Origin of the sequence: Anaerosporobacter sp., assembly GCF_031551385.1 — a bacterium.
In the GTDB taxonomy this organism is placed as follows: domain Bacteria; phylum Bacillota; class Clostridia; order Lachnospirales; family Lachnospiraceae; genus Anaerosporobacter.
The window spans coordinates 1-25,863 of the sequence record NZ_JAVBNS010000196.1; the positions used below are offsets into that span (position 1 = coordinate 1).

Here is a 25,863-nt window from a genome sequence, read left to right on the forward strand (position 1 = left end):
TTGGCTTGCTTTCGTGCATCTTTTTGTTCACGCATCTTTGATTCTCTTTGAAGTTTCACATAACTTTTATATCTACTTGCAGTCAATGTTTCATTCTCAAGTGCTTCTCTAATCGCACAACCTGGTTCATTGCCATGACTGCAATCATGAAATCTGCATTGCTCCACTAACTCTTCTATATCTCCAAATGATTCTTTTAATCCTTCTGCTACATCCCACATTCCAAGTTCACGCATTCCCGGTGTATCAATAATCAATGCTCCATTTTCCAATTCAATCATCTGTCTATGCGTCGTTGTATGATACCCCTTACTATCCTCCTCACGAATTCCATTCGTATTCATAATCTCTTTCCCTGCAAGCGCATTTACTAATGTAGATTTTCCTATTCCTGATGAACCAAGGAACACGATTGTCTTCTCTGCACTAACATATCGCCTTAGTTCTTCAAGTCCTTCTCCTTTTAATGAACTAATAGCAACTACATCTACTCCGGGAGCAACCAACTGTGCTTGGTTTATATATTCTTCTACGTCTTCTACTAAATCTGCTTTTGTTAGTACAATTACAGGTGTTGCACCACTTTGCCAAGCTGCTGTTACATATCGTTCAATTCTTCCTATGCTAAAGTTATGATTGAGAGACAGCATGATAAATACATAATCAAAGTTAGTTGCTACTATTTGTTCTGTTTGCCTTGTTGCAGGGTCTAATCTAGAAAAATAAGATTTTCTCGGTAGAACGGTATATATTACCGAATCCCCCTGTTGATTAAACCGAATTAACACAAAGTCTCCAACAGCAGGATAAATTATCTCTTCACCATTATAGAATGCTGACCCTTTTAATCTTGCCCCACTCTCACCATGCTCACTAACGATATGATAATACTCTCTGTGTACTTGTGTTATTCTCGCCGGAATTAATTCTTCTTGCATTTTCGTCTCTGTTATATAATTGTTTGCTTCTCTTTTATCTGCTTCTGTAAAACCATATTTAAAATTCATTTTTTGTTCCTTTCAATCTTGCCGTTTTTACTGTTTAAATGTTTCTCAATTTACCTGTTACAATCTCTTTCTCTTTAACTGCATAGATTTTCTTACTCAATACGTAATAAAAAAGTGCGCAAAAAAAACACGCCTTAAAGCGTGTTCTAAATTTTTATCTTAATAAGACACTATGATTTCTATCATACTGTCTCTCAATCCATTCTATTTACACGAAAAGGGTCTATTTCGATACTTACGTATCGAGCATATATGCAATTATTTGTTGTTCACCATCTTATTCTCTTTCATCATAATTACATTTCTCCTTTCGTATTTCGAAAAATTAGTTTATGAAATAGTTATCTTAGAATACTATTTCACATAAATACTCTTCCATTTTATCACAATCTATTGGTTTGTCAAGGAATATTGTGTTTATTCTTCATAGCTGCTAATGAAGTTTCTGCATCTTTTGTCTTTCCTTCAACAATCTGATTTTCAGAAACTTCAAGTTCTCGATATATATTCATTTGCCGCATCATGCCTTCATATATTTCCATACTCATTATAACCATGTCACCACTACCTTTCTTTTGCTATGGGTTAATTATACCATCGTTTTAACTAATTACCTATACCTCCACCACTGATTTTTACTACTAATTCCCTCCAATAAACACATAATATAAATATATCAAATCCCCCATTTAATCGTTATAATAAACCTATAAAATGTATTAGGAGGGTTACTACATGCACGAATATAACAACTACAAAGACAGTCCTTTATGGGATAGTTCTCTTCCTCTTGAAAAGCGTCTTGACTATCTCGTAGAAAACTTAACATTGGAAGAGAAATTTCACTGCCTTACTACAGGCTGTCCTGCTGTACCACGTCTTGGAATCACACCATTCTATCTTGGCGGTGAAGCTGCCCATGGAATTGAAGCTCGTCACGACCAAGCCTTTAGTAAAGGTGAATGTATCTATACCACTGCTTTTCCACAGCCAATTGGTATGAGTGCAACTTGGGATACCGAGTTACTTGAGAGAATTGGTGAAAGTGTTGGTAATGAAGCTAGAGTAATTTATCAAAGGGAAAAAAATGGCGGACTCTGCCGTTGGGCACCAACGATTGATATGGAGCGTGACCCTCGCTGGGGGCGTACAGAAGAAGCATATGGAGAAGACCCTTATTTAACAGGTAAGATGGCAAGCTCTTATATACAGGGTATGCGTGGAAAAGATCCATTCTATATCCGCAGTGGTGCTTCATTAAAACATTTCTACGCAAACAATGTAGAGACTGATAGAATAAAAATATCCTCTTCCATTGACCCACGAAACAAACACGAATACTATCTTGAACCTTTCCGTCGTGCCATAATTGAAGGTGGCGCAGAAGCAATGATGACTGCCTACAATGAAATTAACGGCATACCTTGCATTGTAAATGATGAAGTGCAAAATATCGTAAAAGACCAATGGGGATTACAAGGTCATGTTGTTTGCGATGGTGCAGATATGCAACAAACCGTAAATGACCACAAATACTTTAGTTCTCATGCCGAAACAATCGCTTATGGATTAAAGGCTGGTATTGATTGTTTTACAGATGAAGAGGAGGCTGTCGTAACTGGTGCAAAAGAAGCATTAGAACGTGGTCTTATCACAATTGAGGATATCAACCGAGCAATTCGCCATTCCTTTGGCTCACGAATTCGCTTTGGAATCTATGATGCATTTCCAAAGAATCCATATGCAAATGTTCCAGAAACATTTCTATGTTGTGATGACCATGCCGCTTTAACTCTTGAAGCTGCTAAGAAATCTATTGTTTTACTAAAAAATGAAAACTCACTATTGCCTCTTGCTAAAGATACAAGCGAAAATATTGCTGTTATTGGGCCACTTTCTGATGTTTGGTATAAGGATTGGTACTGTGGACAACCACCTTATGCGATTACTCCACTTGCTGGTATCAAAGACACTGCTACAAATGCTACTCTTCTTACTGCAAATGGTGGTAACAAGGTTAGATTACAATACAAAGATTCCTATATTGGATTAGACAAGAAAAATGGACTTATTCTAACTGATAAAGAACATGCTAGTACATTTCTTCATACAGATTGGGGCTTTGGTTCTACTACTTTACTCGAACTCTCTACCAATCTATATGTAAATATTGATGATGACACGAATCAAATAAGTGCAACGAAAAAAGAAGCTTTTGGCTGGTTTATCAAAGAAGCTTTCGATTTTAAGAAGCAAGAGGATGGCAGTTATTATATTGATACTTGGAATGACAAACATGTATATATAGATAATAATCAAGCATTTACGGCAAAAGAAGATGCTGATTATAGTACATTTACTCTTGATATTGTAGAAGATGGCATTTTAGCGGCTGTTGAAGTGGCTAAGAAATCGGATAAAGCAATTGTCTTCCTTGGTAGCAATCCGATGATTAACAGTAAAGAGGAAATTGACCGTACTGATATCATTCTTCCTCCATATCAAGAAGAATTAATCAAAGCAGTTTATGATGCAAATCCAAATACCATTTTGGTCTTGGTTACTAACTACCCTTATGCTATTAATTGGGCACAGGAAAATATTCCAGCTATTGTGTACAGTTCTTCTGGTAGTCAGGAACTTGGTCATGGTATTGCTAGTGTTCTTTTTGGAGAAACTTCTCCTGCTGCTCGTTTAAATATGACATGGTACACAGATGTATCTTGCTTACCAGATATAAACGATTATGATATTATCCAAGGAAAACGTACTTATCAATATTTTGATGGAAAAGTACTCTATCCTTTTGGCTTTGGATTATCTTACACTACTTTTGCCTATCGCGACTTACTTGTTACGCAAGAAGATTTCACAACAATTACAGTAAGTGCTACTATTACAAACACAGGAAATGTTGCTTCCGATGAAGTTGTTCAACTATATGTCCACCAAGAAGGTTCCAGAGCCGTTCGTCCGCAGAAAATGTTGAAAGGATTTGAACGAATCTTCTTACAACCTAACGAAAGTAAACAAATTCATTTCACAGTTTCAACAAATGAGTTACAGTACTTCGATGTAGTAAATAATACAATGTTACTCGAAAGTGGCACATATAAATTCTTACTTGGTTCATCTAGTGAAGATATCCGTTTACAAGATACTCTTTATATTAACAGCCAACCAATCGGTACTCGTAATATGGACAAGACAATTGCCTTTGACCGTTATGATGCTTATGATAATGCTTATCTTCATAAGGGAGCGCTTGGTTACACTTGTGCACTTCCAAAGGATGCTACGAAAGCTATGTTGCTTACATATAACGATGTATGTTTTGCTACATCTAAGAATGCTATCGCTATTAACTACCATGCTTTAACAGATACGAAGCTTCAAATCTTCTTTGGAACACAATTGTTACTTGAGGAAAATTTATGTTCAAATGATGGATTTATCGATACTTCATTTACATTTGAGGAATCACTTCCTTCACTGAATATGGTTGATTCTTTAATATTTAAAATTGAGGGAACTTGCAAATTAAGTTACTATCGTTTCATAAATAAAAAAGAAGTATAAAAAATTTACCCGTCATATCTGATACTTTAGCATTGTAGCAGATATGGCGGGATATTTTTTTGAACTGACTACAAGCATTTGTCTAAGCCCTCTGCTATACCAAGGTTCTTTCTCATAAAGTTTGAATCTCTGTGGCATTTCAGCCAGACTTAAAATATTATTTTCCAAGCGACCTAACTGTGCTGTGGCGTATTCTGGTTCAAGTAAACTGAATGCTATATATTCGTAAATTCCTCTTAAATCAGAATCTGCTTGTTCTGTTAGTACAATACTATAGCTCATAGACCATAATCCTTACGGATATCTGAAAAAACCTGAGTAGCTGGTTTTGTTTTTCCCTGAATAAAATCCGAATATCCCTTCTCCAACTCCTGATTTATCTCGGCTTCAGATAATGCCGCTATTTCTACTGGCTTTCCTGCTGGAAGTTTCACATCGAAGGGAATCCCTCTCTGCATAACTACCTGTTTCAAAAATATATTAACTGCACTAGAAACTGGCATTCCCAGTTGCTCTAATATAGCCTCCGCCTGCTCTTTTAACTCTGGTTCTATACGTACATAAAGATTTGTTGTTTTTGTCATGCATATCGCCTCCTTCTTATCTTCAGTATAAATCATTGTACGCACAATAGCAATACATTGTTTTCCCGAATTTAATATTTAAAATACCATTCTCCCACAAAAAGCCGAGGATTGCTCCTCGGCTTCTGTCTTATTCAAAAAAGTTTCTTACTGAAGACGGCATCTCATTATCAAGCCATATTTCAATATCCTGTTTCATTTCAAGTATGGAGTCATTTAATGGAATACGAATCCCTTGACAACCACCCTGACATGGTTCATTACGCAACTTCCTGTCGCAGCCATATCCCTGTGCAATCTTTTCTTGTAAATACAAAGGGAACTTTGCAATAACCTCCGCATACTTATCTGTTTTTTTTGATCTTACAAGTAAGCAATAACCATGTTCCACAGATAATGCAAGCTCCCATATTCTTAACTGATAAATGTCTCGTATGGATAAGTCTCTCTTGCTATTCTTTATATAGGCATAAGCAAAATGAACCGCACTATCATTGATTATTACACAAGTCATTCCCATATCTATATAACGCTTATGTAATTCTAATGCGAACTTTTGAAATTTCTCAGGCAACGGATGTAAGATATCTTTCAAAACATCAAGTACATCTGTATCTTCCGCTTTCAATACCGTGTAATCGCACCGAAAAATGTGCTCAGCATTATTATAAAATCTCACTCGCAGTTCTATGGCAGCAATCGACAACGCTTTTAACCCAATCAGCAAGATTGGATTATTCGGATACAATACTTCTAATACTTGTCCTTCTGAGATTTTAGGCTTTTTTTCTTCTAAATCAATACCAGAAAAAGCAAAACCACAAAGAGTCAAAAACCGCAAACATTCGATTTGTTTAATAGCAGATATTTTAGGCTTTTGGTCGGTAAATAAAGGCATATCAGTTATCAATAAGGAATTGCCACTTTCATCTAGTTTTCCATAATAACCAATCTCAATTAATAGTTGATTCATATTATGTAAAAACGTATAGTCTGTTGGATTCTTCGTTTTTTTAGGCTTGGCATATAAATCCCCATCTGATACTAAACAGTCACAAAATAGATACAAAAAATCTCTAAAGGCAATAACGCCGTCTCGTATCTTCTCTTCCCTTGCAACATTTTCAAACATAGGTTTTAATGCATAAGTCTCAGGAATATTCACTGGTATCAAATTTCTCATATATACAGCGTATTCACTGATTGGTTTTTGCATTAATATCTCACCATGGTCTGTACTCATGTTTTTCACTTCCTTCCGTTTTTTATTATTATACTGTACCTAATATGACAACATACGTCATATTTATCGAAATCAATGGTTTACAAATTCCAACTCCCTTGTGATATTTCGTGTATGAAATCAACTTGTATATTATGTTACAGGGTAAAACTCTTTTTTCTGTCATACTGCTTCTATAATATCATACACAATGTCCCCACCAAAATTAACAACAACCCAATCAACGCTTTCCTAGACAATTTCTCATGAAATACAAGATAAGAAAACACTATTGTCACCAAAATACTCAACTTATCAATTGGAACAACTACACTCGCAAGCCCATCTTGCAATGCCCTATAATAACAAAGCCAAGATGCCCCTGTTGCAAGACCAGACAAACAGATAAGTACCATTTCTTTTCGTGCAATTTTACGAATCTCATGCTGCTTCCCTGTTACAAAAACAACAACCCAAGCCATAATCAAAACAACACCTGTACGAATTGCTGTTCCTAGATTAGAATTTAAACCTGCAATACCTATTTTGCCAAGAATTGACGTCAAACTGGCAAATACCGCCGAAAGGCAGGCATACCAAAACCATGATTTATTCTGTACACCTTGCTGTTCCTTCGTTTCTTTCTTCTGTATCATCAAATAAGTTCCAATACCTATTAAAATCACAGATACAATCTTTAGCACATTCATTTCTTCATGAAGAAAAAGAAACGCTAGCACAATCGTTAACACTGTACTTGATTTATCAATCGGTACAACTTTATTGATATCTCCTAATTGCAATGCCTTAAAATAACAAAGCCACGATGCGCCTGTTGCTAATCCTGATAAAATCAGAAAAACCCATGTCTTGAATTCTACTTCCGTAATAGCACTCTGCGCTCCCACAATGAACACCATAATCCAAGAAAAAATAAGTACAACAATAGTACGAATCGCTGTCGCTACATTAGAATCTGTATTTTTTATACCACATTTAGCTAAAATAGAGGTCAATCCAGCGAACAACGCTGATGCAAATGCAAATATAATCCACAAGTCTATCACGCTCCTCTCCATATATTTCATATAATGCATCATCTGGCATATATAAACTCCCTGCTTTTAAATCATGAAAATTGGGACTTGGTATAGTTACTGCCATATAGTTCTCCCCTTTCTAAAATTCATAATTACATATTATCCTCAATCCTATATTTCGGCAATCCCTATAAAGCAAAATTCACAACATTCCTTCCTTTCTCTATATATAAGTTGTGTATGAAAAGGTTCAGAATACCCTTAACACTGAATACTCGGTAATATTTATTCATCACTTTATTTGTACTTGTGTACCAACAAAGTATATCTGCAAAACTTCGTTACCTATCCCTGCGGATTCGCTGGTGGTTTCTAATTAAAAAATAATAGCGAAACTCCTATAGAACTTCTTAGTGTGTACATTAGTAACCTAGGAAGGCGAGGCATGGACGCCGAGCTAGCCTGAGCTGAGGCAGGATGCCGAATCGAAGGCGTTTCCGTAAACTTTCAACACCTCCTCGTACACACTTAGAAGTTCTTAGGAGTGTAGCGTGTTTTGTATTAGAAACCACCAGTGAATCCGCTTTGAAAACGTCACAAGTTTTGCTCATAAACATTCTACTACACACCCCAATGAACCTTTTACCCCCCAATTCATATATTAATACATAGAGAAGGATTCTATGAAATGGAGGTTACGCATGAAAGAAAATAACCGTATTGTTTTCCTTGGTGGTGATTTACGTCAATGCTATATGGTTCGTAAACTTGTTGCACAAGGTTATCTAGTAGCAACATACGGACTTGAAATAGAAGGTCAGTACGACTTAATATACCGCGCTTCCTCGCTAAAATCTGCATTAAACTTTGGAAATATCATTGTATGTCCTGTACCAATCTCCCATGATAAGGTAATGATTACATGCGAACAAAAGCTAGAAGATTTAACTGTTGAGAATTTACTTAACAATCTAAATGAAAATCATATACTCTTTGGTGGTGTTGTCTATTCTGCAATTCAAGAAGCATGTAATAGCAAGCAAGTTCCTTGGCATGATTTTATGCAGATGGAATCCGTTAGTATCAAGAATGCAATTGCAACGGCAGAAGGAACAATTGTAGAAGCAATTCGCCAAAGTAAAATTAATCTTCATGGTAGCTCCTGTCTTATTCTAGGATATGGTCGATGTGCCAAAGTATTAGCAGATAAATTAAAAGGGCTTCAAGCAAATGTAACCATCTGTGCTCGAAGCGAAGAAGCTCTTGCCTATGCAGATGCACTTGGATTTCAGACATTACCACTTAAAGAACTATCACAATCCATTACAAAATACTCATTCCTATTCAATACAATACCTTATATGGTTCTTGATGAACCACTTATTAAACAGCTTAACAAGGAGGTAATTATTATAGATATCGCTTCAAAACCTGGTGGAACTGATTTTGAAGCTTGCAAAGAATATGGTATCCGTGCCTCCCTATGTCTTGGATTACCTGGTAAATACGCTCCTGAAACTTCGGCTGATATATTAAACAATGTAATTTTATCTGTAACGGATTGAGATTATTTTTGTGTTTTGTTTTTGCATTTTGTTTAAGTACTTTGTTGTAGTACTTTATTTAACCTTTAATTTAATAAAGAAAGAAGTGATTTTATGACTCTATCTGGCCATAATATTGGAGTTGCATTTACAGGTTCGTTCTGTACAAATGCAAGAGTTCTGGAGGCGGTAAAAGAGATTGTTGCCGCTGGCGCTAATGTCAAACCAATCTTCTCTTATAACGCCCAGACCATTGACTGCCGATTTGGTAAAGCGGCTGATTATATGAAAGAAATAACAGAGATTACAGGAAATGAACCAATTCTTACGATTGAGGCGGCAGAACCTCTTGGCCCTAAGAACTTAGTTGATATTCTTATTATTGCCCCATGTACAGGAAATACATTAGCAAAATTCTGCAACGGAATTACCGATACTCCTGTTTTGATGGCAGCTAAGGGACATATCCGTAACGGAAAACCTTTAGTAATATCCTTGTCCACGAATGATGCCCTTGGAATGAATTTCAAGAATATTGGTAGCTTACTAAATTCCAAAAATGTATACTTTGTTCCATTTGGGCAAGATGATTGGGCTAAAAAGCCAAACTCTATGATTGCTCATACAAATCTTATTGTACCAACACTCGAACTAGCACTGGAGGGTAAACAAATTCAGCCTGTTATTTCTTCCCCATTTTAAATATTTATTCAAAACAGAGCGTTTTATTAATTCATAAAAAATACGAATACCGTCAATTATATGAATTAAAAAAGCCGCGATTATACGGATTGCTATCAATCACATTATAATCTCGGCATACATATTTCTATAATCCAATTCTATGCTTGTTTAAACTGGCTATTATATAACTTCGCATAGAATCCGTCTTTTTCAAGGAGTTCTTCATGATTTCCTTGCTCTAGGATACGTCCTTTATCCATCACAAGAATTCTGTCTGCATCCTTAATTGTTGATAGTCTATGTGCAATAATAAAACTTGTTCTACCTTCCATCAACTTCTTAAATGCTTTCTGTATACGAATCTCTGTACGTGTATCAATATTACTTGTTGCTTCATCAAGAATTAACATCGGCGGTTTCGTTAACATAATTCGAGCAATACATAACAACTGCTTCTGTCCTTGCGAGATGTTATCTCCTTCTTCTGAAATAATCGTATCATATCCATTCGGTAAACGTTTAATAAAACCATGTGCATGTGCACCCTTTGCTGCTTCAATAATCTCTTCCATCGTAGCATTTTCTTTACCATAAGCAATGTTTTCACGAACTGTCCCATGAAATAACCAAGTCTCTTGTAATACCATACCATAGTTGCGTCGAAGCTCTTCTCTACGCATCTTCTTGATATCGCAATCATCTACTTGAATACTTCCGCTATCTACATCATAGAAACGCATAAGCAGATTGATAATTGTCGTTTTTCCACAGCCTGTCGGCCCAACAATTGCAATTCTCTGCCCTGGTCTGACTGCTAAACTCCAGTCTTTGATTAAAGATACCTCTTTATTGTAACTGAATGATACATTTTCAAGATCTATCTTACCAGTCACTGCTTTCTTCGTACTATTGACTGCTTCAATCGAATCGACTTCAATCTCTTGGTCTAGTAATGTAAACACTCTTCGAGCAGATGCAAATGCTGATTGTAATTCTGCAATTACACCTGAGATTTCATTAAATGGCTTCGTATATTGATTTGCATACGATAGGAAACAAGTTAACTGTCCAACTGAAAATGCACCGCCAATTACAGATACTGAACCAACAATCGCTACAACGGCATAAACAAGCCCATTTACAAAACGAGTACTAGGATTGGTAAGTGAGGAATAAAACTGAGCCATAACTCCACAATCGTATAATCTTTGATTAATTTCTTCGAATTGTTCCTGTGCCCTATCCTCATAGTGAAATGCCGAAACGACTTTCTGATTTCCAATTACCTCTTCAATATATCCTCCGATTTCACCACGTATGGAAGATTGCTCTTTGAATTTACTATATACATGCTTTGATATAAATGAGGCAACTAACATCGACAGCGGTGTCATAAAGATTACAATTAGAGCAATCTTATAATTAACAACAAGCATGATAACAAGTGTTCCAAGTATCGTTATTACACCTGTAAATAACTGTGCAAACCCTTGCAGTAAACCATCTGAAATCTGGTCAATATCATTAATCATCGTATTCATAATATTACCATGCGACGTTCCATCAATATAGCGAAGTGGGACTTGAATTAATTTATCAAAGGTTGCCATACGCAAATCTCGTACAGAAAGAAAGGTAATCTTATTTGTACAGTATGTCATAACCCATTGAAATACTGCACTTACCGCAATTGCCACTCCCATGGCAATCAAAATCGTTGCCATCTTGTCAAAGTCTACATTTCCTTTGCCTATAATTACATCTACTGCACGTCCTATTAATACAGGAACTAATAAACTTACTACGACACTAATAAATGCACTAATAAACGCAAACACCAGATACATTCGATATGGTTTTGCATATTGTAAGATACGTCTTAAAACAGCAAATTGACTTTCCTTCTTCTCCATTATCTGCGTACCTCCTCTTCGCTTAACTGTGATAAACAAATCTCACGATATACTTCACAGCTATTAAACAATTCCTCATGTGTGCCAATTCCTTTCACAAGACCATCGTCTAATACAATGATTTTATCTGCATATTTAATTGAGTTTGCTCTTTGCGATACAATGAATACTGTCATTTCTTCGCACTCTTCTTGAATTGATGTACGAAGTTTCGCATCAGTTGCAAAGTCTAGTGCGCTTGCACTATCATCTAAAATCAAGATTTCTGGATTTCCAACCAACGCTCTTGCAATTGTTAAACGTTGTTTCTGTCCACCTGATAAGTTCTTACCTCCTTGAGATATCATTGTTTGATACCCTTCTGGTTTACTTTCAATGAACTCTTCTGCTTGAGCAATTCTTGCTGCTTTTTGAATTTCCTCCATAGAGGCATCTTCTTTTGCAAATCTCATATTTTCAAGAATCGTTCCACTAAATAGTGCTGCTCTTTGTGGTACAATGCCAAACTGCTTGCGAAGTGTGTTAAAATCATACTGTTTTATATCAATTCCATCTAGTAAAATGGAGCCTTTTGTTACATCATAAAATCGTGGTAATAGGTTCACAAGTGTTGATTTACCTGAGCCTGTACCACCGATAATACCTATTGTTTCTCCTTTTTGAATGTCTACTGTTAAGTGTTCTAGGGAATATTCTTCGTTGCCTAGATAGGAAAAGGATACGTCGTTGAATTGAATTTTAGGTATTATGTTTGTGAATATATTTGATTTTTCTTGTTTTTCACTTAATTTTTGATTCTCTGTTTTGTTTTCATTGTTTTTGTTATTTTCAATATTTGTTTTATCGTTTCCAGTATAATCCCCTTCTACAATCGAAGGCTCTGTCTCGAATATCTCATTAATTCTTGCAGCACTTGCACTTCCCTTTGTGAAGATAACAACTAAATTCGCTACTACTACTAACGCCAATGAAATCTGTGTCATATAGTTAACAAATGCAATAATCTGTCCTTGTGTCAAACTTCCATTATCAACACGGAAACCGCCAAACCAGATAATCGCTATAATTGCAACATTTAATATAGTAAAGGTTGCCGGATTGAGAATTGCTGATAACTTACCAACTTGAATTGCAATGTCTGCAACCTCGTCACTGGATTCATGAAACCGTTCTTTCTCATGCTCTTGTTTTGAAAACGCACGAATTACTCTAGCTCCTGCTAGATTCTCTCTTGTTATCAAAGATACCTTATCAAGTTTTGATTGACGTACCTTATAGAATGGAACAGAACGGCTCATAACAATATAAAGAACTATCGATACAAGTGGTGCAACAACAAGAAAGATTAATCCTAATTTCAAATCAATCATCAATGCCATAACCGTTGCACCAATAACCAAAAATGGTGCTCGTATCACAAGACGAATCAGCATCGCTACTACTAACTGGATTTGATTCACGTCATTCGTAATTCTTGTAATCAATGAATTTGTTCCTATTGTATCAATCTCTTTATAAGATAGATGATTTATATGGCGAAACAAATCATTCCTCAATTTTGTTCCTACACCTTGTGATGCAAGTGCTGCACTATACTGGCATATCAGTGCAAAGATCAAACCTAAAACTCCAAGCAAAATCATGACTCCACCCATTTTAAGCACATACGCCTTATCTCCATTTGCTATCCCTTTATCAATAATACTTGCCATAACAAGCGGAACAATCAATTCGAAGATGGCTTCTAGCAACTTAAAGAATGGCCCTATTATGACTTGCTTCTTAAAACTCTTTAAATAGCGTGTTAATTTTTTCATTTTAATAACCATACCTTTCTTATAACCTGCAAACTTTGGACGCAGGCGCAAATTTGCGTATGAAAAATCAGAATTTTTCACACTCGCTCTTCTTATGTACTATTTTCCCTAATATATATAACTTCCCAGACTACTGCCTTCAAGTTACTATTATACACATAAATCCTTTGATTTAATGCTGTATTCCCTGCTTTTTTAACTTTTCCTCAAAGAAAATGTTCCCTATTATTTTCTTCTGAAAAATCACCCACTTACTATCATATCACAGAAGAAAGTATATGAAAAACATTTATTTCAATAACTCATAAACTACTACTATTAACAATGAAGTCAATAAAAATCTAATTCCTTAGTCTTACAATTGCTCTTTTGTAGATACTGTTATATAATGGATTATGAACTAATGCAAATGATAGGAAGGGAGAAGGTTTGAAATGAAAAAAACAAAAAAAAGAGTGATAGGTTTGGTATTATTGGTATTTATTTTATTAGGAAGTAGCACAATTATGATGCCAATTAATTCAATTACCGTGGAAGCGGCAAAGAAGGTCGCGCTGAATAAAACGAATGCTGTCTTGATAAAAGGTCAATCTTTACAATTGAAATTACCAAATTCAAAGGGCGTTATTTGGAAAAGTAGCAAAAAATCTGTTGCAACGGTTAACAAATCAGGGAAAGTAATTGCCAAAGCGAAGGGTGTTGCCTATATTACTGCAACGTATAATAATAGGGATTATGTGTGTGTAATTACAGTTGAAACCCCAAAAATTAGTAAGAACGAGTTACAACTTATTGAAGGAGAAAAGAGTACATTAAAAGTTAGCGGAACAAGCCAAAAAATAACATGGAGTAGCAGTGATAAATCAATTGCTACTGTAGATAAAGGAAATGTTGTTGCCTTACATTTTGGGGAAGCTATCATAACGGCAAAAGTTGGCAGTAAAGAATATAATTGTTTATTAACAGTCCAGGAAAAAGAGATAATTCTTATTGAAGATTTTACCATAACGGATACTATTCAAATTCGTGTAGGCAAAACTGCGGAACTAAAACCTATTTGTACTCCGTCTAATACAACAGAGCAATTTACACCAAACTATACATCAAGCAATAATAATGTCGCACAGGTTACTAATGATGGTATAGTAAAACCCATTTCAGCAGGAACTGCACTGATTACAGTTTCATTTAAGGACATAGAAAAGATCGTAACAGTATCTGTCTTGGATTCCAAAGAACAACTTTTAGCCAATGAGGATAAAAGGTATCGGGAGGAAGTTGCAGAAATTGAAAGAGATTATAAAACGTCGCTAAGTAATTTAGATACGAAAATATGGACAATAAAATATAACAGGACAGTGTATTATGGTTCTTATGATGAATATATACAAGAATTAAATGCCCTAGTAAAAGAGATTACAAATCTTGAAAAGACACTAAATGCCCTGTCAGGGGATACTTCTTTAGAAAATCAGAAAAGGCTTAGACAAACAAGGGCCAGTCTTGCAACAGCCGAAAACAAACTTGATGATTTAGAAGAGCGGTGGAGTGCTAAAACAGATATAGAGACACTAGAGACTTTGAAGAGAACTTTCACTACTCTCTATTATGATGAACTAGGTAATGCAGAGACTATTCATAATAATAACATTGATGCAATTAAGGCACAGGCTGAGTAGGTCTCAAACCTTCTGTTGTAGAAATGATTCAAATTCATAGACCACTCCAACGTGGATATGCCTACCGAAAAATTCAGCTTACCTCTCTATGAGAAGCGCCTCTCCTGTTGTCAGACAGGGGAGGCATTATTTTTTTCTCTTGTTATTCCTATCTCGGTCGAGAAAGTCAAGAATTTCAACACCAGTCACTTTAATCTAAGCCAATATCAAAGCAATAAAAAGACTGGCTAAAAGTTAATCTGTCCAAAATCAATCTCAAAATCATCATAGATGCCTACTTTAATTTTATCACGAAAGGTATAGGTAATTGGAGAAAATTCATCTTCACGAAAGTCATAGACAGTAATGCTTTGTTTAGATGGATTTATTATCCAGTATTCTTTTACTCCATTTTCCTGATACTTGACTGATTTTAGTAAGTAATCATTACGCACTGTACTAGGAGAGGTTATTTCAATAATCCAGTCAGGAGCTCCATAGCAACCTCGTTCTTTGATGATGTCAGGCTTACAGATAACACTTAAATCTGGTATGAAACACTCTGATTCATCTCCATTGAGGAATACGTCAAATGGAGCAGAATACACCTCACATTTACCTTTTTTAGACTTTATATATCTATCAATAAGTACAAGCAATTCTTTCGATATCGTTTGATGTGTTTTACTAGGCGATGCCTGCATATAGAGTTTACCGTCAATTAGCTCTGCAAGTTGTCCCTCTGGCAGATTGTTAATGTCATCAATGGTATATATTCGTTCTTGTGATAATGGCATGATACACTTCCTTTCTTTCTCCAGAAGTAGAAAATAATACAATTGCTCTTTCTACTAATAGTGTAAAGGTTTATACTTGTTATGTCAAATTTTTCATCTATTATATCTACCCAACAATCCAAATATTCAACCTATCCTCACTATATTCAATTACAAATCCATTCTCTTTAAAGTAAGAATCCAGTTCCCTATACAAATCTTCATATTTCCCTTCGCAAGCACAGTTTCCTAATGGTTCAATCCACATAGATTGTCTTCCACAAGCATCACGAAGATGAATCTTAAAATGTAATTCCTTCTCTTCTAGTTTATGGTTCAAATCAATGATTTCATTAAATGATATTATTTTCATGTAAAAACCTTCCTTTCCTATAGCCTGCATTTTTCAAGTTACAGACACCAATTCGCATATAACATTCTTAATTTACACACACTTTTCATTAAAATGTCTTTTCCAAAATTTATATATCTTATATTATAATCTCCTTTTTACATTTTGCAAACCATTTTCAAACAGAAAAAAGCTGTATCCCTAATCGGTATACAGCCCTTTCTTATATTCAGATGGAGACATTCCTTTTACTTTTTTGAATACCTTTGAGAAATATTTCTCATCATTAAACCCTATCTTATAAGCAATCTCATATGTTTTAAAATAGTTTTGCTTTAAATATGTGCAAGCATGATTCACTCTAACTTCATTTAGATAATCTACAAACCCGCAACCTAACTCTTGGTTAAACAACGTTGATAGGTATCCTGCAGATATTGATACCTTATCTGCAACTTGTTGAAGTGTCAAATTCAGATAGTAGTTCTCTTCTATATATACTTTTGCTTGACCTACGATAGGATTAACTCCTGTCTCTTTATTGTTTTCTTTACTATCCATTGGACCTTCTAATTCATCTGCAAATTCTACAAGCATATTTAATATATCCGAAGAACGTACAGGTTTTAGAAGATAGTCACGTGCTCCTAAACGTAATGCCTGTTGTGCATATTTGAACTCATCGTATCCACTTAATATAATTATGATTGGAGATAACCCAGCTAATTTTATCTCTTTCATGACATCAAGTCCTGTCTTTAATGGCATCTGAACATCTAACAGTATAATATCTGGTTGATATTTTAATATCTGTTCGATGGCTTCCTGTCCATTCTCAGCTAGTAAAATCTTATCAAAACGATCCGTATGTAGTTTGACATATTTACTGATTCCATTTCTAATTACATCTTCATCATCTGCAACTAACAATTTTATATCCATCTAGTCAACCTCTCTACATTCGTATGGTATTCTAATTGTGACTGTCGTTCCAATTCCCACTTCACTTTGAATTTTAAGAATAAAGTCGCCATGATACTTTATCTCCAAACGTTCCTTCACATTTTTAATAGCATAATGACCGATTCTTTGGCTTGCATATCTCCTTACATCTTCTACTTTCCAGATTTCTTCAAGCTGTTCCTCTGTCATTCCTTTGCCTGTATCACATATCTTGAACTCAATATATGTTTTTTCTATCTCTAATAACTTACCTTCCACTGTTATCATACATTGGTTTCCACTATTTTCAAAACCATGTACAATTGCATTCTCTATAAATGGTTGTAGAATCAGCTTAGGAAGTAATGCATTTTCAATTCTTGTATCCATATCTATCTCATAATTTAGCTTCTTTGAAAATCGCATTTTCTGAATATGTAGATATGTCTCTATTAAATTTGTTTCTTCTTTAACCGTTATAATTCATTTTCCTTGTCCTAGTACAAGGCGAAATAGATTCGATAACGCTAAGATATCTTCTCCTATTTCCTCATTGTCACAATCAATAGCTCGCCAGTATAGCGCATCTAATGTATTATATAGAAAATGTGGATTAATCTGCGCTTGTAGTGCCGTTAACTCACTTTCTTTTTCATGTAATGCCATAACATAATTGGTATCAATCAATTTCTTAATATCTTCTACCATTTTATTAAAGCACTCTGCTACTGCTCCTAGTTCATCTTGGGAAGTCACAGGTATCTTCTGTGTAAAATCACCCTTTCTGAACTTCTTCATTGCAATGGATAATCGATGCAATGGTTTTGTAATAATATTTGATATAAACAAAAGAATCGGACACAAACCAATTAATAAAACAGCAAGTAGTATTAACGGTGTTCCCACGGATTGTTTTAATAAATCACTCGCTACAAATCTTGGTACTATTTTACAAACAATAAAACCATCCTTTTCACTTTGAGACCAGAAAACGGTATAATTAGAACATTTTTTTGTTCCAGTTATACCTTCTGTTTTCCAAGTCATATCCTCTGTTAAGAAGGTCGTAACATCCAGATCACAATTTCCATATCTTAAAAATTCTTCTCCGTTAGGATTTAAGATAATTACTCCTTCTTCTTGTGCTAATACTGCGTTCTTACATAGATCCAAAAAGGCATCCGATGATGCTCCAATCGCTAAAAACCCCAGTTTCTTCTTCTTACTTAAATCAAATATTTCTCGATACAGAACAACCTTATCCGAACGACTTGCTTGATAAAATTCTCTCATATCTTTCCTTGCAAAAGTCCACAACATAGCTCCTTTTGCGTCTACTGCCCGCTCATACATCTCTGTACTGCGAATACTATCTATTTTACTTACATAAGAAGAGGAATCTAAACATCTTACATATGATTTCACTCCATTCTCAGGATATATTGCAATCGTCTTTATATATCCCTTTAGCGCAATCATATCTAAAACCATGTTCATTGGAGCATCATCTAACCATAATCGAAAGTTCTGATTCAAGTTTTCTATATCCGAACTTTTTAGTATCTTACTTATCTCTTCATTCACACATAGATATGTACAGATATTCTGCATATCATGTTTAATAACATCTATACTATCCTCTAAACTCTGCACGTTCTGCTCTTGTGCCAAGTTTCTTGTTTGCTGTGTTTTCTCATAATTTTTTACCACTAGGATCACACTGATAATTAATAGTATTGGTGTGATTACTATATAGCTATAGACTACTAATTTTTTTCTTATACTCATACGGCTAAAACTTGCTTTTATATACCCCATATTGGATTCCTCTTACTGTAAACACCTTGTTCGCACTATTTTTAGTTTAGCCCTTTACAGCTCCCATAGCTACACCTTTTGTAATATGCTTATTCAATAAGATATAAACAATAACTGCTGGTGCTGCTGTTAATGCCATAACTGCGAATTGAGCCGCATAGTTTGATGAGTATTGTCCTGTAAACTCTAACACGGAGAAAGGTAGTGTCTTCCATTTTGGAGAACTAAGGTATGTACTTGCCATGATAAATTCATTCCAGTTATTTAGGAATGTCATAATACAAACAGTTGCAATAGAAGGCTTTAATAATGGTGTTACGATTTGGAAAACGATTCTGTAGATACCACAGCCGTCCATAACTGCTGCTTCTTCTAACTCAACAGGTACTCCATTCAGAAATCCTGTCATTAAAAACATTGCTTGTGGTAGTGAAAATGCAACATACGGTATTAACAATGCCCATATTGTATCTGTTAATCCTAATATACTATAGATTTTATAATTAGGCAATAACGTTGTATGAATTGGAATCATCATTCCTAAAAGTAATAATGTCATAACGAAGCCACTAAGACGCCATTTCATTCTCTTACATGCAAATGCTGCCATGATTGAAATAAATATAACAAGGAAAACAGCTAACGCATTAATTAGAAAACTATTTTTTAAATAGTGTAGAAAATGTCCATCTACGAAAGCTTTCACATAGTTTCCCCATTGAATCTTCTGAGGAATTACAAGCAATCCTGTCGTAAACATTTCATTACTACTTGCAAGTGAGAAATCAATTAACCATACTAGTGGAAAGATTTGAATAACTGCAACAAAGATTAATACAACCCATAGTGCAACTCTGCCAATTACTGATTTTTCATTCTTATCACTCTTCATCTTACTCACATCCCCACCTCCTATGCTGCTTTCTTCTCTGCAAATATTTTGTTCAAACCAACCGTTACAACCAAACAGATAATGATGAATACGATACCAATTGCATTACCATAGCCATATTTGAATGCTTTAAATGCTTGTTTGTATAAATAGTTTGCAGCAAATTGTGTACTATTACCAGGTCCACCGTTTGTTAATAGATATACGGTTTCCATTTGTTTTAAAGCAGATATCACTGCCATTGTAATATTGATTTGAATCACTGGTTTCATAAGAGGTAATGTGATTCTCAAAAATGTAGTTGTTGTATTCGCTCCATCGATAGAAGCTGCCTCATATAAAACAGGGTCGATATTCTTAATTCCTGTATAGTAGATTAACATACCCCAGCCAAATCCATGCCAAATTAAAACAATAAGTACGGACCATATCGCCAAATCAGAACTAAACCAGTTGATTTTACCTGTATAACCGAACGATTTAAGAAGATTATTTAGTAAACCAAAATCAGGATTGTATATGAATTTCCATAAGTATGCGATTACGGCTACGGATATAACGTTTGGAATAAAGTAGATACATCTAAAAATTCCTTCTGCTTTTCCTTGTAATTTATCTAATACAGCCGCTACTACAATTGCTATAGGATGCTGTATTGCAATAAAACCAATTGCGAGGAACAAGGAATTCTTTAATGATTGAAAAAATGCTCCATCTTTCATGAGTTGTTTATAGTTATCCAATCCGACAAATGTTGCTTTACCCATTCCAGAATAATCAGTGAATCCATAGTAAGCACTTAATGCTATTGGTGCTAGTATTGCAAAAAAGAATACTAGAAGTCCTGGAATAACAAGACTAAAAATTACTAGCTTATTGCTATATAATCGTTTCATACGCCATCCTTTCCTTTCTAAAACAGCTACCTTTCTGTATGAAAGGTAGCCATTTATGCAAGTATATCTTTTATTATGCTATTTGCATGACTGACCTATATGTGCAAGGAATTCTCCAACGCTTAAAGAACCATTTGAAACACTTTGTATTTCACTTTCGATAGTCGCTTTGAATGCAGAAGGACCACAATCATTGATAGGTGTACCAGAAACACTGCTTGCATTATTAACAAAACCTAATACTTGTAATTGTAATTCAGTTTCACTACCTGTCATAAATGCTGATTGATCTTGTGCTGACATACCAACACCATTTTCCCAACCATATCTTGACAATTTATCTTGTTGGTACATGTAATTTAAGAATTTAATTGCTTCATCTTTGTTATCAGAGCTTTCTGATACGCCATATCCACCACCATACCATGCAGCGATATCTGTTTTTGTTCCAACTCCGCCACTTACTGTTGGCATAGTGAATGCTCTAATATTACTTCTGATTTCTTCAGGAATATCTGCATTTAAAGCCATAGAAGATTCCCAGCTTCCCATATAAAACATGGCAGCTTGACCATTTGTAAATAAGTTCATTGCTGTTCCATAATCTTGAGAGTCATATCCTGTTTGGAATAAACCTGCTTTTGCAGAATCTGCTAGTATTTGTGTTGCTTTTTCAAATGCAGGGTCTGTGAAATCTCCACTTGCCACTGCATTGGATATGATTTGTCTACAATCACCATTAATCTTTACCATAAGGTCTGTTAAGTAAATAGCCATTGGCCATCCATCTCCACCATCCATAGCAACTGGTGTGATTCCTGCGCCATTGATTTTATCAGCTAATGCTAATAAATCATCATATGTTTCTGGTACTGTCCAACCATTATCTGTAAACATCTTTTGATTGTAATAGAATAACATTACATCTGTATTTCTTGGAAGACCATATAATTTTCCATCTTTCTTAAAGCCCTCTAGTGATTCTACTCTAAATCCATAGTCTGCATAATCAGCTTCATTTAATTCAGCTAATACGCCTGCATCAAGAACTTCATCTAAGAATGCAGGTTGTCCCCAGATACTTACTACGTCTGGCATACCGTTCATTGCATAGGCTTTGAATTTTGTTTTATATGCTTCTTCGTCTAATGCTTCTACATCAATCTTAACATTTGGATTTTCTTTTACATATTCATCAATAATTGTTTGTTCTACAAGTCCCTGACCATTTTTTCTATCAGGTAAATTCGAGAATAACTTTAATGTTACCGATTTCTTAGTCTCTGTTGTATCACCAGTTGATGATGAATCATCTTTTACTGTATCTTCTGTCTTTGTGTCATTCTTTTTTGTATTGTTTGATGTATGACCATTTGTGCCACAGCCCATAACCCCAACTGCTACCATTGCTGTCACAAGTAATAACGATAAAAATTTCTTTTTCATAAAACATACCTCCCATATTTTATAATATTTGCAACAACTCTTTACTTTCCGGAAAGTAAACTCATTTGTTATGTATAAATCTTAACATTGTATTGCCTTGTTTAAAAGATATCTATTTTTAAAAAAGGTGTAATATTTTCGAATTCGCTTTCCGCTAATTCTCGGTACTCTCCTAAACGTAGTTTTTCATCTAAAACAAGTTGTCCTATTTGCATTCGCTTTAGATATATTACATAGCAACCAACCGCTTTTAACATTCTCTTTACTTGATGCTTCTTTCCTTCTGTTATTGTTATATAGCCTGCCGTTACCATCTGTACATACTTATCATTCTTTATGTTTGAGGTATCATATCCATAAGAAGGAATCTGTGTTTCCAAGTCATCATATTTGCCACTTTGTATAATTTCAAGTTTTGCTGGAGAAGTCGTTTTCCCCTCTCCTTCTATTGCAACTCCATTCTCTAGCAGTTCTTTTTTCTCCTCTGTAATTATTCCAAGTACCCAAAAGAAATACTTCTTAGAAACATGATGATTCGGATGCATCAACTGATTATCAAACTCCCCATCATTCGTAAGTAATAGTAATCCTTCTGTATCTTTATCTAGTCTACCAACAGGAAACAGACCTTTTCTATCCTCTTCTGTGAAATAATCCATAACTGTCTTATGCTTCTCGTCTGTCTTTGCAGTTATGCAACCTGCTGGTTTATGAAACATAATATAACGCTTTCCTGGATGTTTAATTATCTCATCTTTATATCGAATCTCATCAATTCCATTCTCTATCTCTATTGCTGGGTCAATGATTACTTCTCCATTAACTGTAACTTTTCCATCTATTATTAAGGTTCTTACTTGTTTTCTTGTTCCTACGTAAGATTCTGCTAGGTATTTGTCTAATCGCATGATGTTTTCCCCTTTTTTTCTATATTTTAATGTGTTTGCTTATATATTAAATTAATTGTTCAGGACTATGTCCTTTCCGTCACAACTAATTATACTATGATTGCTAGACATTTCAAAGCTAGAGCATTGTTTTGCACCAAAAAAGAGATGCGTATGAATTTGAACAGTTCATTCAAATCCATGTAGCATCTCTTTTTTTCAGTTCATTATCATTATAACATCATTTTTTTGCACTATGTATTCCCTCTTATATATGCTGATAGAGCAATCTTATAGAGAACTTTTTCGATAACTACATTTCTTTATGGTTTTGGTTTCAGACAATTACTACATTCATAGGTCATTGTTTTATTCCTATATCCACAATATGGACAATACCATGTACCATCTTCTAATGAATGAGCTTTTTTAACTAATTTAATATGATTATCCTTTAGATTAGATACTTTTTGCATGCCTGCTAACGGTGCGATCGACACTCCTTTTTGACCAAGTCCTGCTACATTATTAAAGTTAAAACTCTTAATAAGTTTTTTTAAGCTTTTATTTTTTAATGACAATCCACAATTTTGGCAATAGCTTGCATTTTTATCATTTGAAAACTTACATTTCTTACATGTTATTTCTTTCATAATTAAAATATCCTTTTTTATTTTTTAAGGTATAAATTGCACTGTAGTATATCCCGAATCCAATAAATTGTTATAGTCTACTTGCAATACTATAACGTCAACTGTTGAACGTGTAATTGTAATATTACCACGATATGAACCACTTAATTGCATTGTTGCATAACAGTCTGCTAGTACAAAACAAGGTCGTCCACTAATTTGTTGTGTTTTATATTCTAGTGTAACCGTTCCTATTTTTTTACCAGTCGCTTTACTATATAAGTCTGCTGTCTTATATTTTGTTTCTGATACAATGCTTGTTGCCGACACACTATATAAAGAAGATGTTTTAGAATTAGAAACAGTAATTTTAACTGTTTGTTCTAAAAAAGCATCATCGGTAACGTTACCATTCGATTCGTCAAAAGTTTCCGTATCTTCTGAAACTTGTATTTCTTCTGAATATGATACACTTGCTGCATTGGAAACACTTGTAGGAATAGTAACTAAAATAGGTAGCATAATTAAAACAATAGTACGATAAATCTTCATATAACCAATCTCCTTTCAAAATAAAACCATTAATATATATTGTATAAATATATATTATAACAAAATACAAGAAATGTAAATACATATTATTCTATATTTTGTATTATTTAATTTCGTAAAATACCAATTTTCGCATTAATTTATACGTTTAAAAGAAACTTTACATTACCTACCTATTACTCTTTACATTCCTGTGTTTATATATAGTTAGTAACAATCGTATGAGTTTTCCTTGAGCACCCCTAATTGCTCGATTCCCGCTTTTAGCTCATACGGTTGTTCCCTTCCCAAAACATATCAACGTTTGCATCACAAACATTATATAAAGGAGGCATCTATTATGCCAGCTATCTATGCACATTATCGTTTTGGCTGTGATGTCATTAAAAACACTCCACACCATATCACAGCAACAATAGTTGAATACCGCTCTTTGTTTGATATCGGGCTTCACGGACCCGATTTATTATTTTTTTATAGACCTCTTTTTTCTAACCCAGTAAATCGTATTGGTTTTGGAATCCATGATAAAAGGGGACGCGTATTTTTTGAGCAAGCTGCTGAGATGATACATAATTTACCTCGAAAAGAACCCGCTCTTGCTTATCTCTATGGTTCACTTTGTCATTTTGCCCTAGATAGTATGTGTCATCCATATATTGAAGAAAAGTCAGTTAATGATGATATTAGCCATACTCAAATTGAAAGTTCCTTTGATTTCGCACTTATGCAAAAAGATTCTTTCAAACCTGCTCGTCATAATATCTGCTCTTACATTAATCCTAATATTAACACGGCAAAGATAATATCTCAGTTTTATAGTTCAGTAAAACCAAAAGAGATTTTGAAAGCACAACAATCCCTTGTATCATATAACCGTTTTCTTTATACTGCAAATGCAATTAAGCGTGGAGCTGCTCTATCTGCATTTAAGTTATCTGGAAATTATAACGATATGAAAGGAATGCTTCTTCCCAAAAAAACTCCTAGTGAATGTATTGATAGCACAAATCAATTACTCCACCTCTACGATTTTGCACTGATCCAAGCTGCAAATCTATTTGGCGAAATGGACGCCTTTCTTAAAGACGGTAGAAAATTAAGTAGTTTGTTTGATCATACATATGGAGCTATTTAGAACTTTATCTTCATGCAAGCAAAAAGGAACCGTTGTATAAACCCTATGTGATACATAATGTTTATACAACGGTTCCTTCCTATTCTACTTACCTATCAACAATCTCTACGCATTCTTTGCGATAGATGCACAATATTTTATTCTTTCTTTATTTTGTTAATTTCTCAGCCAATCCAAATTACCTCTTTATCCACTTCCAACTTTAGAGTAAATTCCTCAATTCCAAGTTCTTTGGCTTCTTCATAATCAGCTTCTAAATCCGCATAATCTAAAACATCACAATTCAGATTAAGGGTTTCTCTAATATACGCTTTGATTTTTTCTTCAATTCCGTCATAAACTAAAAGTAACGTTTCTGCTCCTTTAAGTACAATATCAATATCCGACAAGCTAGATTGTTGATTTCTTGCATAAGAACCAAATAGTCCAAATTGTATATTCTGAAATTCCGAATCATTTACCAAATTATTCATTATTGAAATTA

At 34.6% G+C, this 25,863-nt stretch carries 26 protein-coding genes; 5 read left to right on the top strand and 21 right to left on the bottom strand.

The window, feature by feature from the left end; translation table 11 throughout:
- Positions 1 to 1,007, bottom strand: a 1,007-nt coding sequence (gene rsgA / locus RMR19_RS15265; RefSeq protein WP_310604359.1) for a ribosome small subunit-dependent GTPase A, incomplete at its 3' end; no start/stop codon positions are given.
- Between the two features lie 401 nt (positions 1,008 to 1,408).
- Positions 1,409 to 1,549, bottom strand: a complete 141-nt coding sequence (locus tag RMR19_RS15270) for a hypothetical protein (protein ID WP_310604360.1) — start codon at positions 1,547 to 1,549, stop codon at positions 1,409 to 1,411.
- 193 nt (positions 1,550 to 1,742) lie between these two features.
- Between RMR19_RS15270 and RMR19_RS15275 the strand changes: the two genes are divergently transcribed.
- Positions 1,743 to 4,586, top strand: a complete 2,844-nt coding sequence (locus RMR19_RS15275; RefSeq protein ID WP_310604361.1) for a glycoside hydrolase family 3 C-terminal domain-containing protein — start codon at positions 1,743 to 1,745, stop codon at positions 4,584 to 4,586.
- A 12-nt stretch (positions 4,587 to 4,598) separates the two neighbouring features.
- On the opposite strand, the gene RMR19_RS15280 is transcribed toward RMR19_RS15275, so the two are convergent.
- From RMR19_RS15280 to RMR19_RS15300, 5 genes are all read right to left on the bottom strand, one after another.
- Complete coding sequence (locus RMR19_RS15280) at positions 4,599 to 4,868, bottom strand: type II toxin-antitoxin system RelE/ParE family toxin (protein ID WP_310604362.1); 270 nt, start codon at positions 4,866 to 4,868, stop codon at positions 4,599 to 4,601.
- Entirely contained in the window at positions 4,865 to 5,170 is a 306-nt protein-coding gene (locus tag RMR19_RS15285; RefSeq protein ID WP_310604363.1) for a type II toxin-antitoxin system RelB/DinJ family antitoxin, read from the bottom strand. Before RMR19_RS15285 ends, RMR19_RS15280 begins: the two co-directional genes overlap by 4 nt.
- A 130-nt stretch (positions 5,171 to 5,300) precedes the next feature.
- Positions 5,301 to 6,413 (bottom strand): hypothetical protein, encoded by a 1,113-nt coding sequence (locus RMR19_RS15290; RefSeq protein ID WP_310604364.1) that lies wholly within the window; start codon positions 6,411 to 6,413, stop codon positions 5,301 to 5,303.
- Between the two features lie 173 nt (positions 6,414 to 6,586).
- Positions 6,587 to 7,450: an EamA family transporter gene (locus RMR19_RS15295; RefSeq protein ID WP_310604365.1), complete on the bottom strand. Its 864-nt coding sequence runs from the start codon at positions 7,448 to 7,450 to the stop codon at positions 6,587 to 6,589.
- Positions 7,389 to 7,556 (bottom strand): hypothetical protein, encoded by a 168-nt coding sequence (locus RMR19_RS15300; RefSeq protein WP_310604366.1) that lies wholly within the window; start codon positions 7,554 to 7,556, stop codon positions 7,389 to 7,391. The genes RMR19_RS15295 and RMR19_RS15300 overlap by 62 nt, the downstream gene beginning before the upstream one ends.
- A 577-nt stretch (positions 7,557 to 8,133) precedes the next feature.
- Here RMR19_RS15300 and dpsA point away from each other — a divergent pair.
- On the top strand, positions 8,134 to 8,997 hold the full coding sequence (gene dpsA, locus RMR19_RS15305; protein ID WP_310604367.1) for a dipicolinate synthase subunit DpsA: 864 nt from the start codon (positions 8,134 to 8,136) through the stop codon (positions 8,995 to 8,997).
- 93 nt (positions 8,998 to 9,090) lie between these two features.
- Positions 9,091 to 9,678, top strand: coding sequence for a dipicolinate synthase subunit B (locus RMR19_RS15310; protein ID WP_310604368.1), 588 nt, complete (start codon positions 9,091 to 9,093; stop codon positions 9,676 to 9,678).
- Between the two features lie 140 nt (positions 9,679 to 9,818).
- Here the strand turns inward: RMR19_RS15310 and RMR19_RS15315 are convergent, their stop codons facing one another.
- Together RMR19_RS15315 and RMR19_RS15320 are read right to left on the bottom strand one after the other, a co-directional pair.
- A complete protein-coding gene (locus RMR19_RS15315; RefSeq protein ID WP_310604369.1) occupies positions 9,819 to 11,573 on the bottom strand; it encodes an ABC transporter ATP-binding protein in 1,755 nt (584 codons plus the stop codon).
- Positions 11,573 to 13,390 carry an ABC transporter ATP-binding protein gene (locus RMR19_RS15320; RefSeq protein WP_310604370.1) on the bottom strand — a complete coding sequence of 606 codons (1,818 nt, stop codon included), beginning with the start codon at positions 13,388 to 13,390 and terminating at the stop codon, positions 11,573 to 11,575. Before RMR19_RS15320 ends, RMR19_RS15315 begins: the two co-directional genes overlap by 1 nt.
- A 434-nt stretch (positions 13,391 to 13,824) precedes the next feature.
- On the opposite strand from RMR19_RS15320, the gene RMR19_RS15325 reads away from it, so the two are divergent.
- Complete coding sequence (locus tag RMR19_RS15325) at positions 13,825 to 15,069, top strand: Ig-like domain-containing protein (RefSeq protein ID WP_310604371.1); 1,245 nt, start codon at positions 13,825 to 13,827, stop codon at positions 15,067 to 15,069.
- 227 nt (positions 15,070 to 15,296) lie between these two features.
- On the opposite strand, the gene RMR19_RS15330 is transcribed toward RMR19_RS15325, so the two are convergent.
- From RMR19_RS15330 to RMR19_RS15380, 11 genes are all read right to left on the bottom strand, one after another.
- Positions 15,297 to 15,845, bottom strand: coding sequence for a Uma2 family endonuclease (locus tag RMR19_RS15330; protein WP_310604372.1), 549 nt, complete (start codon positions 15,843 to 15,845; stop codon positions 15,297 to 15,299).
- 106 nt (positions 15,846 to 15,951) lie between these two features.
- On the bottom strand, positions 15,952 to 16,197 hold the full coding sequence (locus RMR19_RS15335) for an RDAC family protein (RefSeq protein ID WP_310604373.1): 246 nt from the start codon (positions 16,195 to 16,197) through the stop codon (positions 15,952 to 15,954).
- Between the two features lie 180 nt (positions 16,198 to 16,377).
- Positions 16,378 to 17,118 (bottom strand): response regulator transcription factor, encoded by a 741-nt coding sequence (locus RMR19_RS15340; RefSeq protein WP_310604374.1) that lies wholly within the window; start codon positions 17,116 to 17,118, stop codon positions 16,378 to 16,380.
- Positions 17,119 to 17,508 (bottom strand): sensor histidine kinase, encoded by a 390-nt coding sequence (locus RMR19_RS15345; protein WP_310604375.1) that lies wholly within the window; start codon positions 17,506 to 17,508, stop codon positions 17,119 to 17,121. It lies immediately after the preceding gene.
- A 93-nt stretch (positions 17,509 to 17,601) separates the two neighbouring features.
- Entirely contained in the window at positions 17,602 to 18,936 is a 1,335-nt protein-coding gene (locus tag RMR19_RS15350) for a sensor histidine kinase (RefSeq protein WP_310604376.1), read from the bottom strand.
- Positions 18,937 to 18,982: 46 nt separating this feature from the next.
- The gene (locus RMR19_RS15355) at positions 18,983 to 19,828 is read right to left on the bottom strand and encodes a carbohydrate ABC transporter permease (RefSeq protein ID WP_310604384.1); all 846 of its coding nucleotides are present in this window, start codon (positions 19,826 to 19,828) and stop codon (positions 18,983 to 18,985) included.
- Between the two features lie 20 nt (positions 19,829 to 19,848).
- Entirely contained in the window at positions 19,849 to 20,724 is an 876-nt protein-coding gene (locus RMR19_RS15360; protein WP_310604377.1) for a carbohydrate ABC transporter permease, read from the bottom strand.
- A gap of 78 nt (positions 20,725 to 20,802) precedes the next feature.
- Entirely contained in the window at positions 20,803 to 22,170 is a 1,368-nt protein-coding gene (locus RMR19_RS15365) for an ABC transporter substrate-binding protein (protein WP_310604378.1), read from the bottom strand.
- Between the two features lie 101 nt (positions 22,171 to 22,271).
- Positions 22,272 to 23,078: a pseudouridine synthase gene (locus RMR19_RS15370; protein ID WP_310604379.1), complete on the bottom strand. Its 807-nt coding sequence runs from the start codon at positions 23,076 to 23,078 to the stop codon at positions 22,272 to 22,274.
- Between the two features lie 302 nt (positions 23,079 to 23,380).
- On the bottom strand, positions 23,381 to 23,710 hold the full coding sequence (locus RMR19_RS15375) for a hypothetical protein (RefSeq protein ID WP_310604380.1): 330 nt from the start codon (positions 23,708 to 23,710) through the stop codon (positions 23,381 to 23,383).
- 24 nt (positions 23,711 to 23,734) lie between these two features.
- On the bottom strand, positions 23,735 to 24,241 hold the full coding sequence (locus tag RMR19_RS15380) for a hypothetical protein (protein ID WP_310604381.1): 507 nt from the start codon (positions 24,239 to 24,241) through the stop codon (positions 23,735 to 23,737).
- A 340-nt stretch (positions 24,242 to 24,581) separates the two neighbouring features.
- Between RMR19_RS15380 and RMR19_RS15385 the strand changes: the two genes are divergently transcribed.
- Entirely contained in the window at positions 24,582 to 25,379 is a 798-nt protein-coding gene (locus RMR19_RS15385; RefSeq protein ID WP_310604382.1) for a zinc dependent phospholipase C family protein, read from the top strand.
- A 164-nt stretch (positions 25,380 to 25,543) separates the two neighbouring features.
- Here RMR19_RS15385 and RMR19_RS15390 read toward each other — a convergent pair.
- The coding region (locus RMR19_RS15390) for a nucleotidyltransferase domain-containing protein (RefSeq protein WP_310604383.1) at positions 25,544 to 25,863 on the bottom strand (320 nt) is incomplete at its 5' end.

Bases quoted from the DNA above. Each gene is read 5' to 3' on its own strand.
- RMR19_RS15330 (WP_310604372.1), bottom strand. From the start codon at position 15,845: ATGCCATTATCACAAGAACGAATATATACCATTGATGACATTAACAAT.
- RMR19_RS15270 (WP_310604360.1), bottom strand. From the start codon at position 1,549: ATGGAAATATATGAAGGCATGATGCGGCAAATGAATATATATCGAGAA.
- RMR19_RS15275 (WP_310604361.1), top strand. From the start codon at position 1,743: ATGCACGAATATAACAACTACAAAGACAGTCCTTTATGGGATAGTTCT.
- RMR19_RS15385 (WP_310604382.1), top strand. From the start codon at position 24,582: ATGCCAGCTATCTATGCACATTATCGTTTTGGCTGTGATGTCATTAAA.
- RMR19_RS15360 (WP_310604377.1), bottom strand. From the start codon at position 20,724: ATGAAACGATTATATAGCAATAAGCTAGTAATTTTTAGTCTTGTTATT.
- RMR19_RS15335 (WP_310604373.1), bottom strand. From the start codon at position 16,197: ATGAAAATAATATCATTTAATGAAATCATTGATTTGAACCATAAACTA.
- RMR19_RS15375 (WP_310604380.1), bottom strand. From the start codon at position 23,710: ATGAAAGAAATAACATGTAAGAAATGTAAGTTTTCAAATGATAAAAAT.
- RMR19_RS15320 (WP_310604370.1), bottom strand. From the start codon at position 13,390: ATGAAAAAATTAACACGCTATTTAAAGAGTTTTAAGAAGCAAGTCATA.
- RMR19_RS15290 (WP_310604364.1), bottom strand. From the start codon at position 6,413: ATGAGTACAGACCATGGTGAGATATTAATGCAAAAACCAATCAGTGAA.
- RMR19_RS15345 (WP_310604375.1), bottom strand. From the start codon at position 17,508: ATGGATACAAGAATTGAAAATGCATTACTTCCTAAGCTGATTCTACAA.
- RMR19_RS15300 (WP_310604366.1), bottom strand. From the start codon at position 7,556: ATGGCAGTAACTATACCAAGTCCCAATTTTCATGATTTAAAAGCAGGG.
- dpsA (WP_310604367.1), top strand. From the start codon at position 8,134: ATGAAAGAAAATAACCGTATTGTTTTCCTTGGTGGTGATTTACGTCAA.
- RMR19_RS15340 (WP_310604374.1), bottom strand. From the start codon at position 17,118: ATGGATATAAAATTGTTAGTTGCAGATGATGAAGATGTAATTAGAAAT.
- RMR19_RS15365 (WP_310604378.1), bottom strand. From the start codon at position 22,170: ATGAAAAAGAAATTTTTATCGTTATTACTTGTGACAGCAATGGTAGCA.
- RMR19_RS15325 (WP_310604371.1), top strand. From the start codon at position 13,825: ATGAAAAAAACAAAAAAAAGAGTGATAGGTTTGGTATTATTGGTATTT.
- RMR19_RS15355 (WP_310604384.1), bottom strand. From the start codon at position 19,828: ATGAAGAGTGATAAGAATGAAAAATCAGTAATTGGCAGAGTTGCACTA.
- RMR19_RS15350 (WP_310604376.1), bottom strand. From the start codon at position 18,936: ATGGGGTATATAAAAGCAAGTTTTAGCCGTATGAGTATAAGAAAAAAA.
- RMR19_RS15280 (WP_310604362.1), bottom strand. From the start codon at position 4,868: ATGAGCTATAGTATTGTACTAACAGAACAAGCAGATTCTGATTTAAGA.
- RMR19_RS15370 (WP_310604379.1), bottom strand. From the start codon at position 23,078: ATGCGATTAGACAAATACCTAGCAGAATCTTACGTAGGAACAAGAAAA.
- RMR19_RS15310 (WP_310604368.1), top strand. From the start codon at position 9,091: ATGACTCTATCTGGCCATAATATTGGAGTTGCATTTACAGGTTCGTTC.
- RMR19_RS15285 (WP_310604363.1), bottom strand. From the start codon at position 5,170: ATGACAAAAACAACAAATCTTTATGTACGTATAGAACCAGAGTTAAAA.
- RMR19_RS15380 (WP_310604381.1), bottom strand. From the start codon at position 24,241: ATGAAGATTTATCGTACTATTGTTTTAATTATGCTACCTATTTTAGTT.
- RMR19_RS15315 (WP_310604369.1), bottom strand. From the start codon at position 11,573: ATGGAGAAGAAGGAAAGTCAATTTGCTGTTTTAAGACGTATCTTACAA.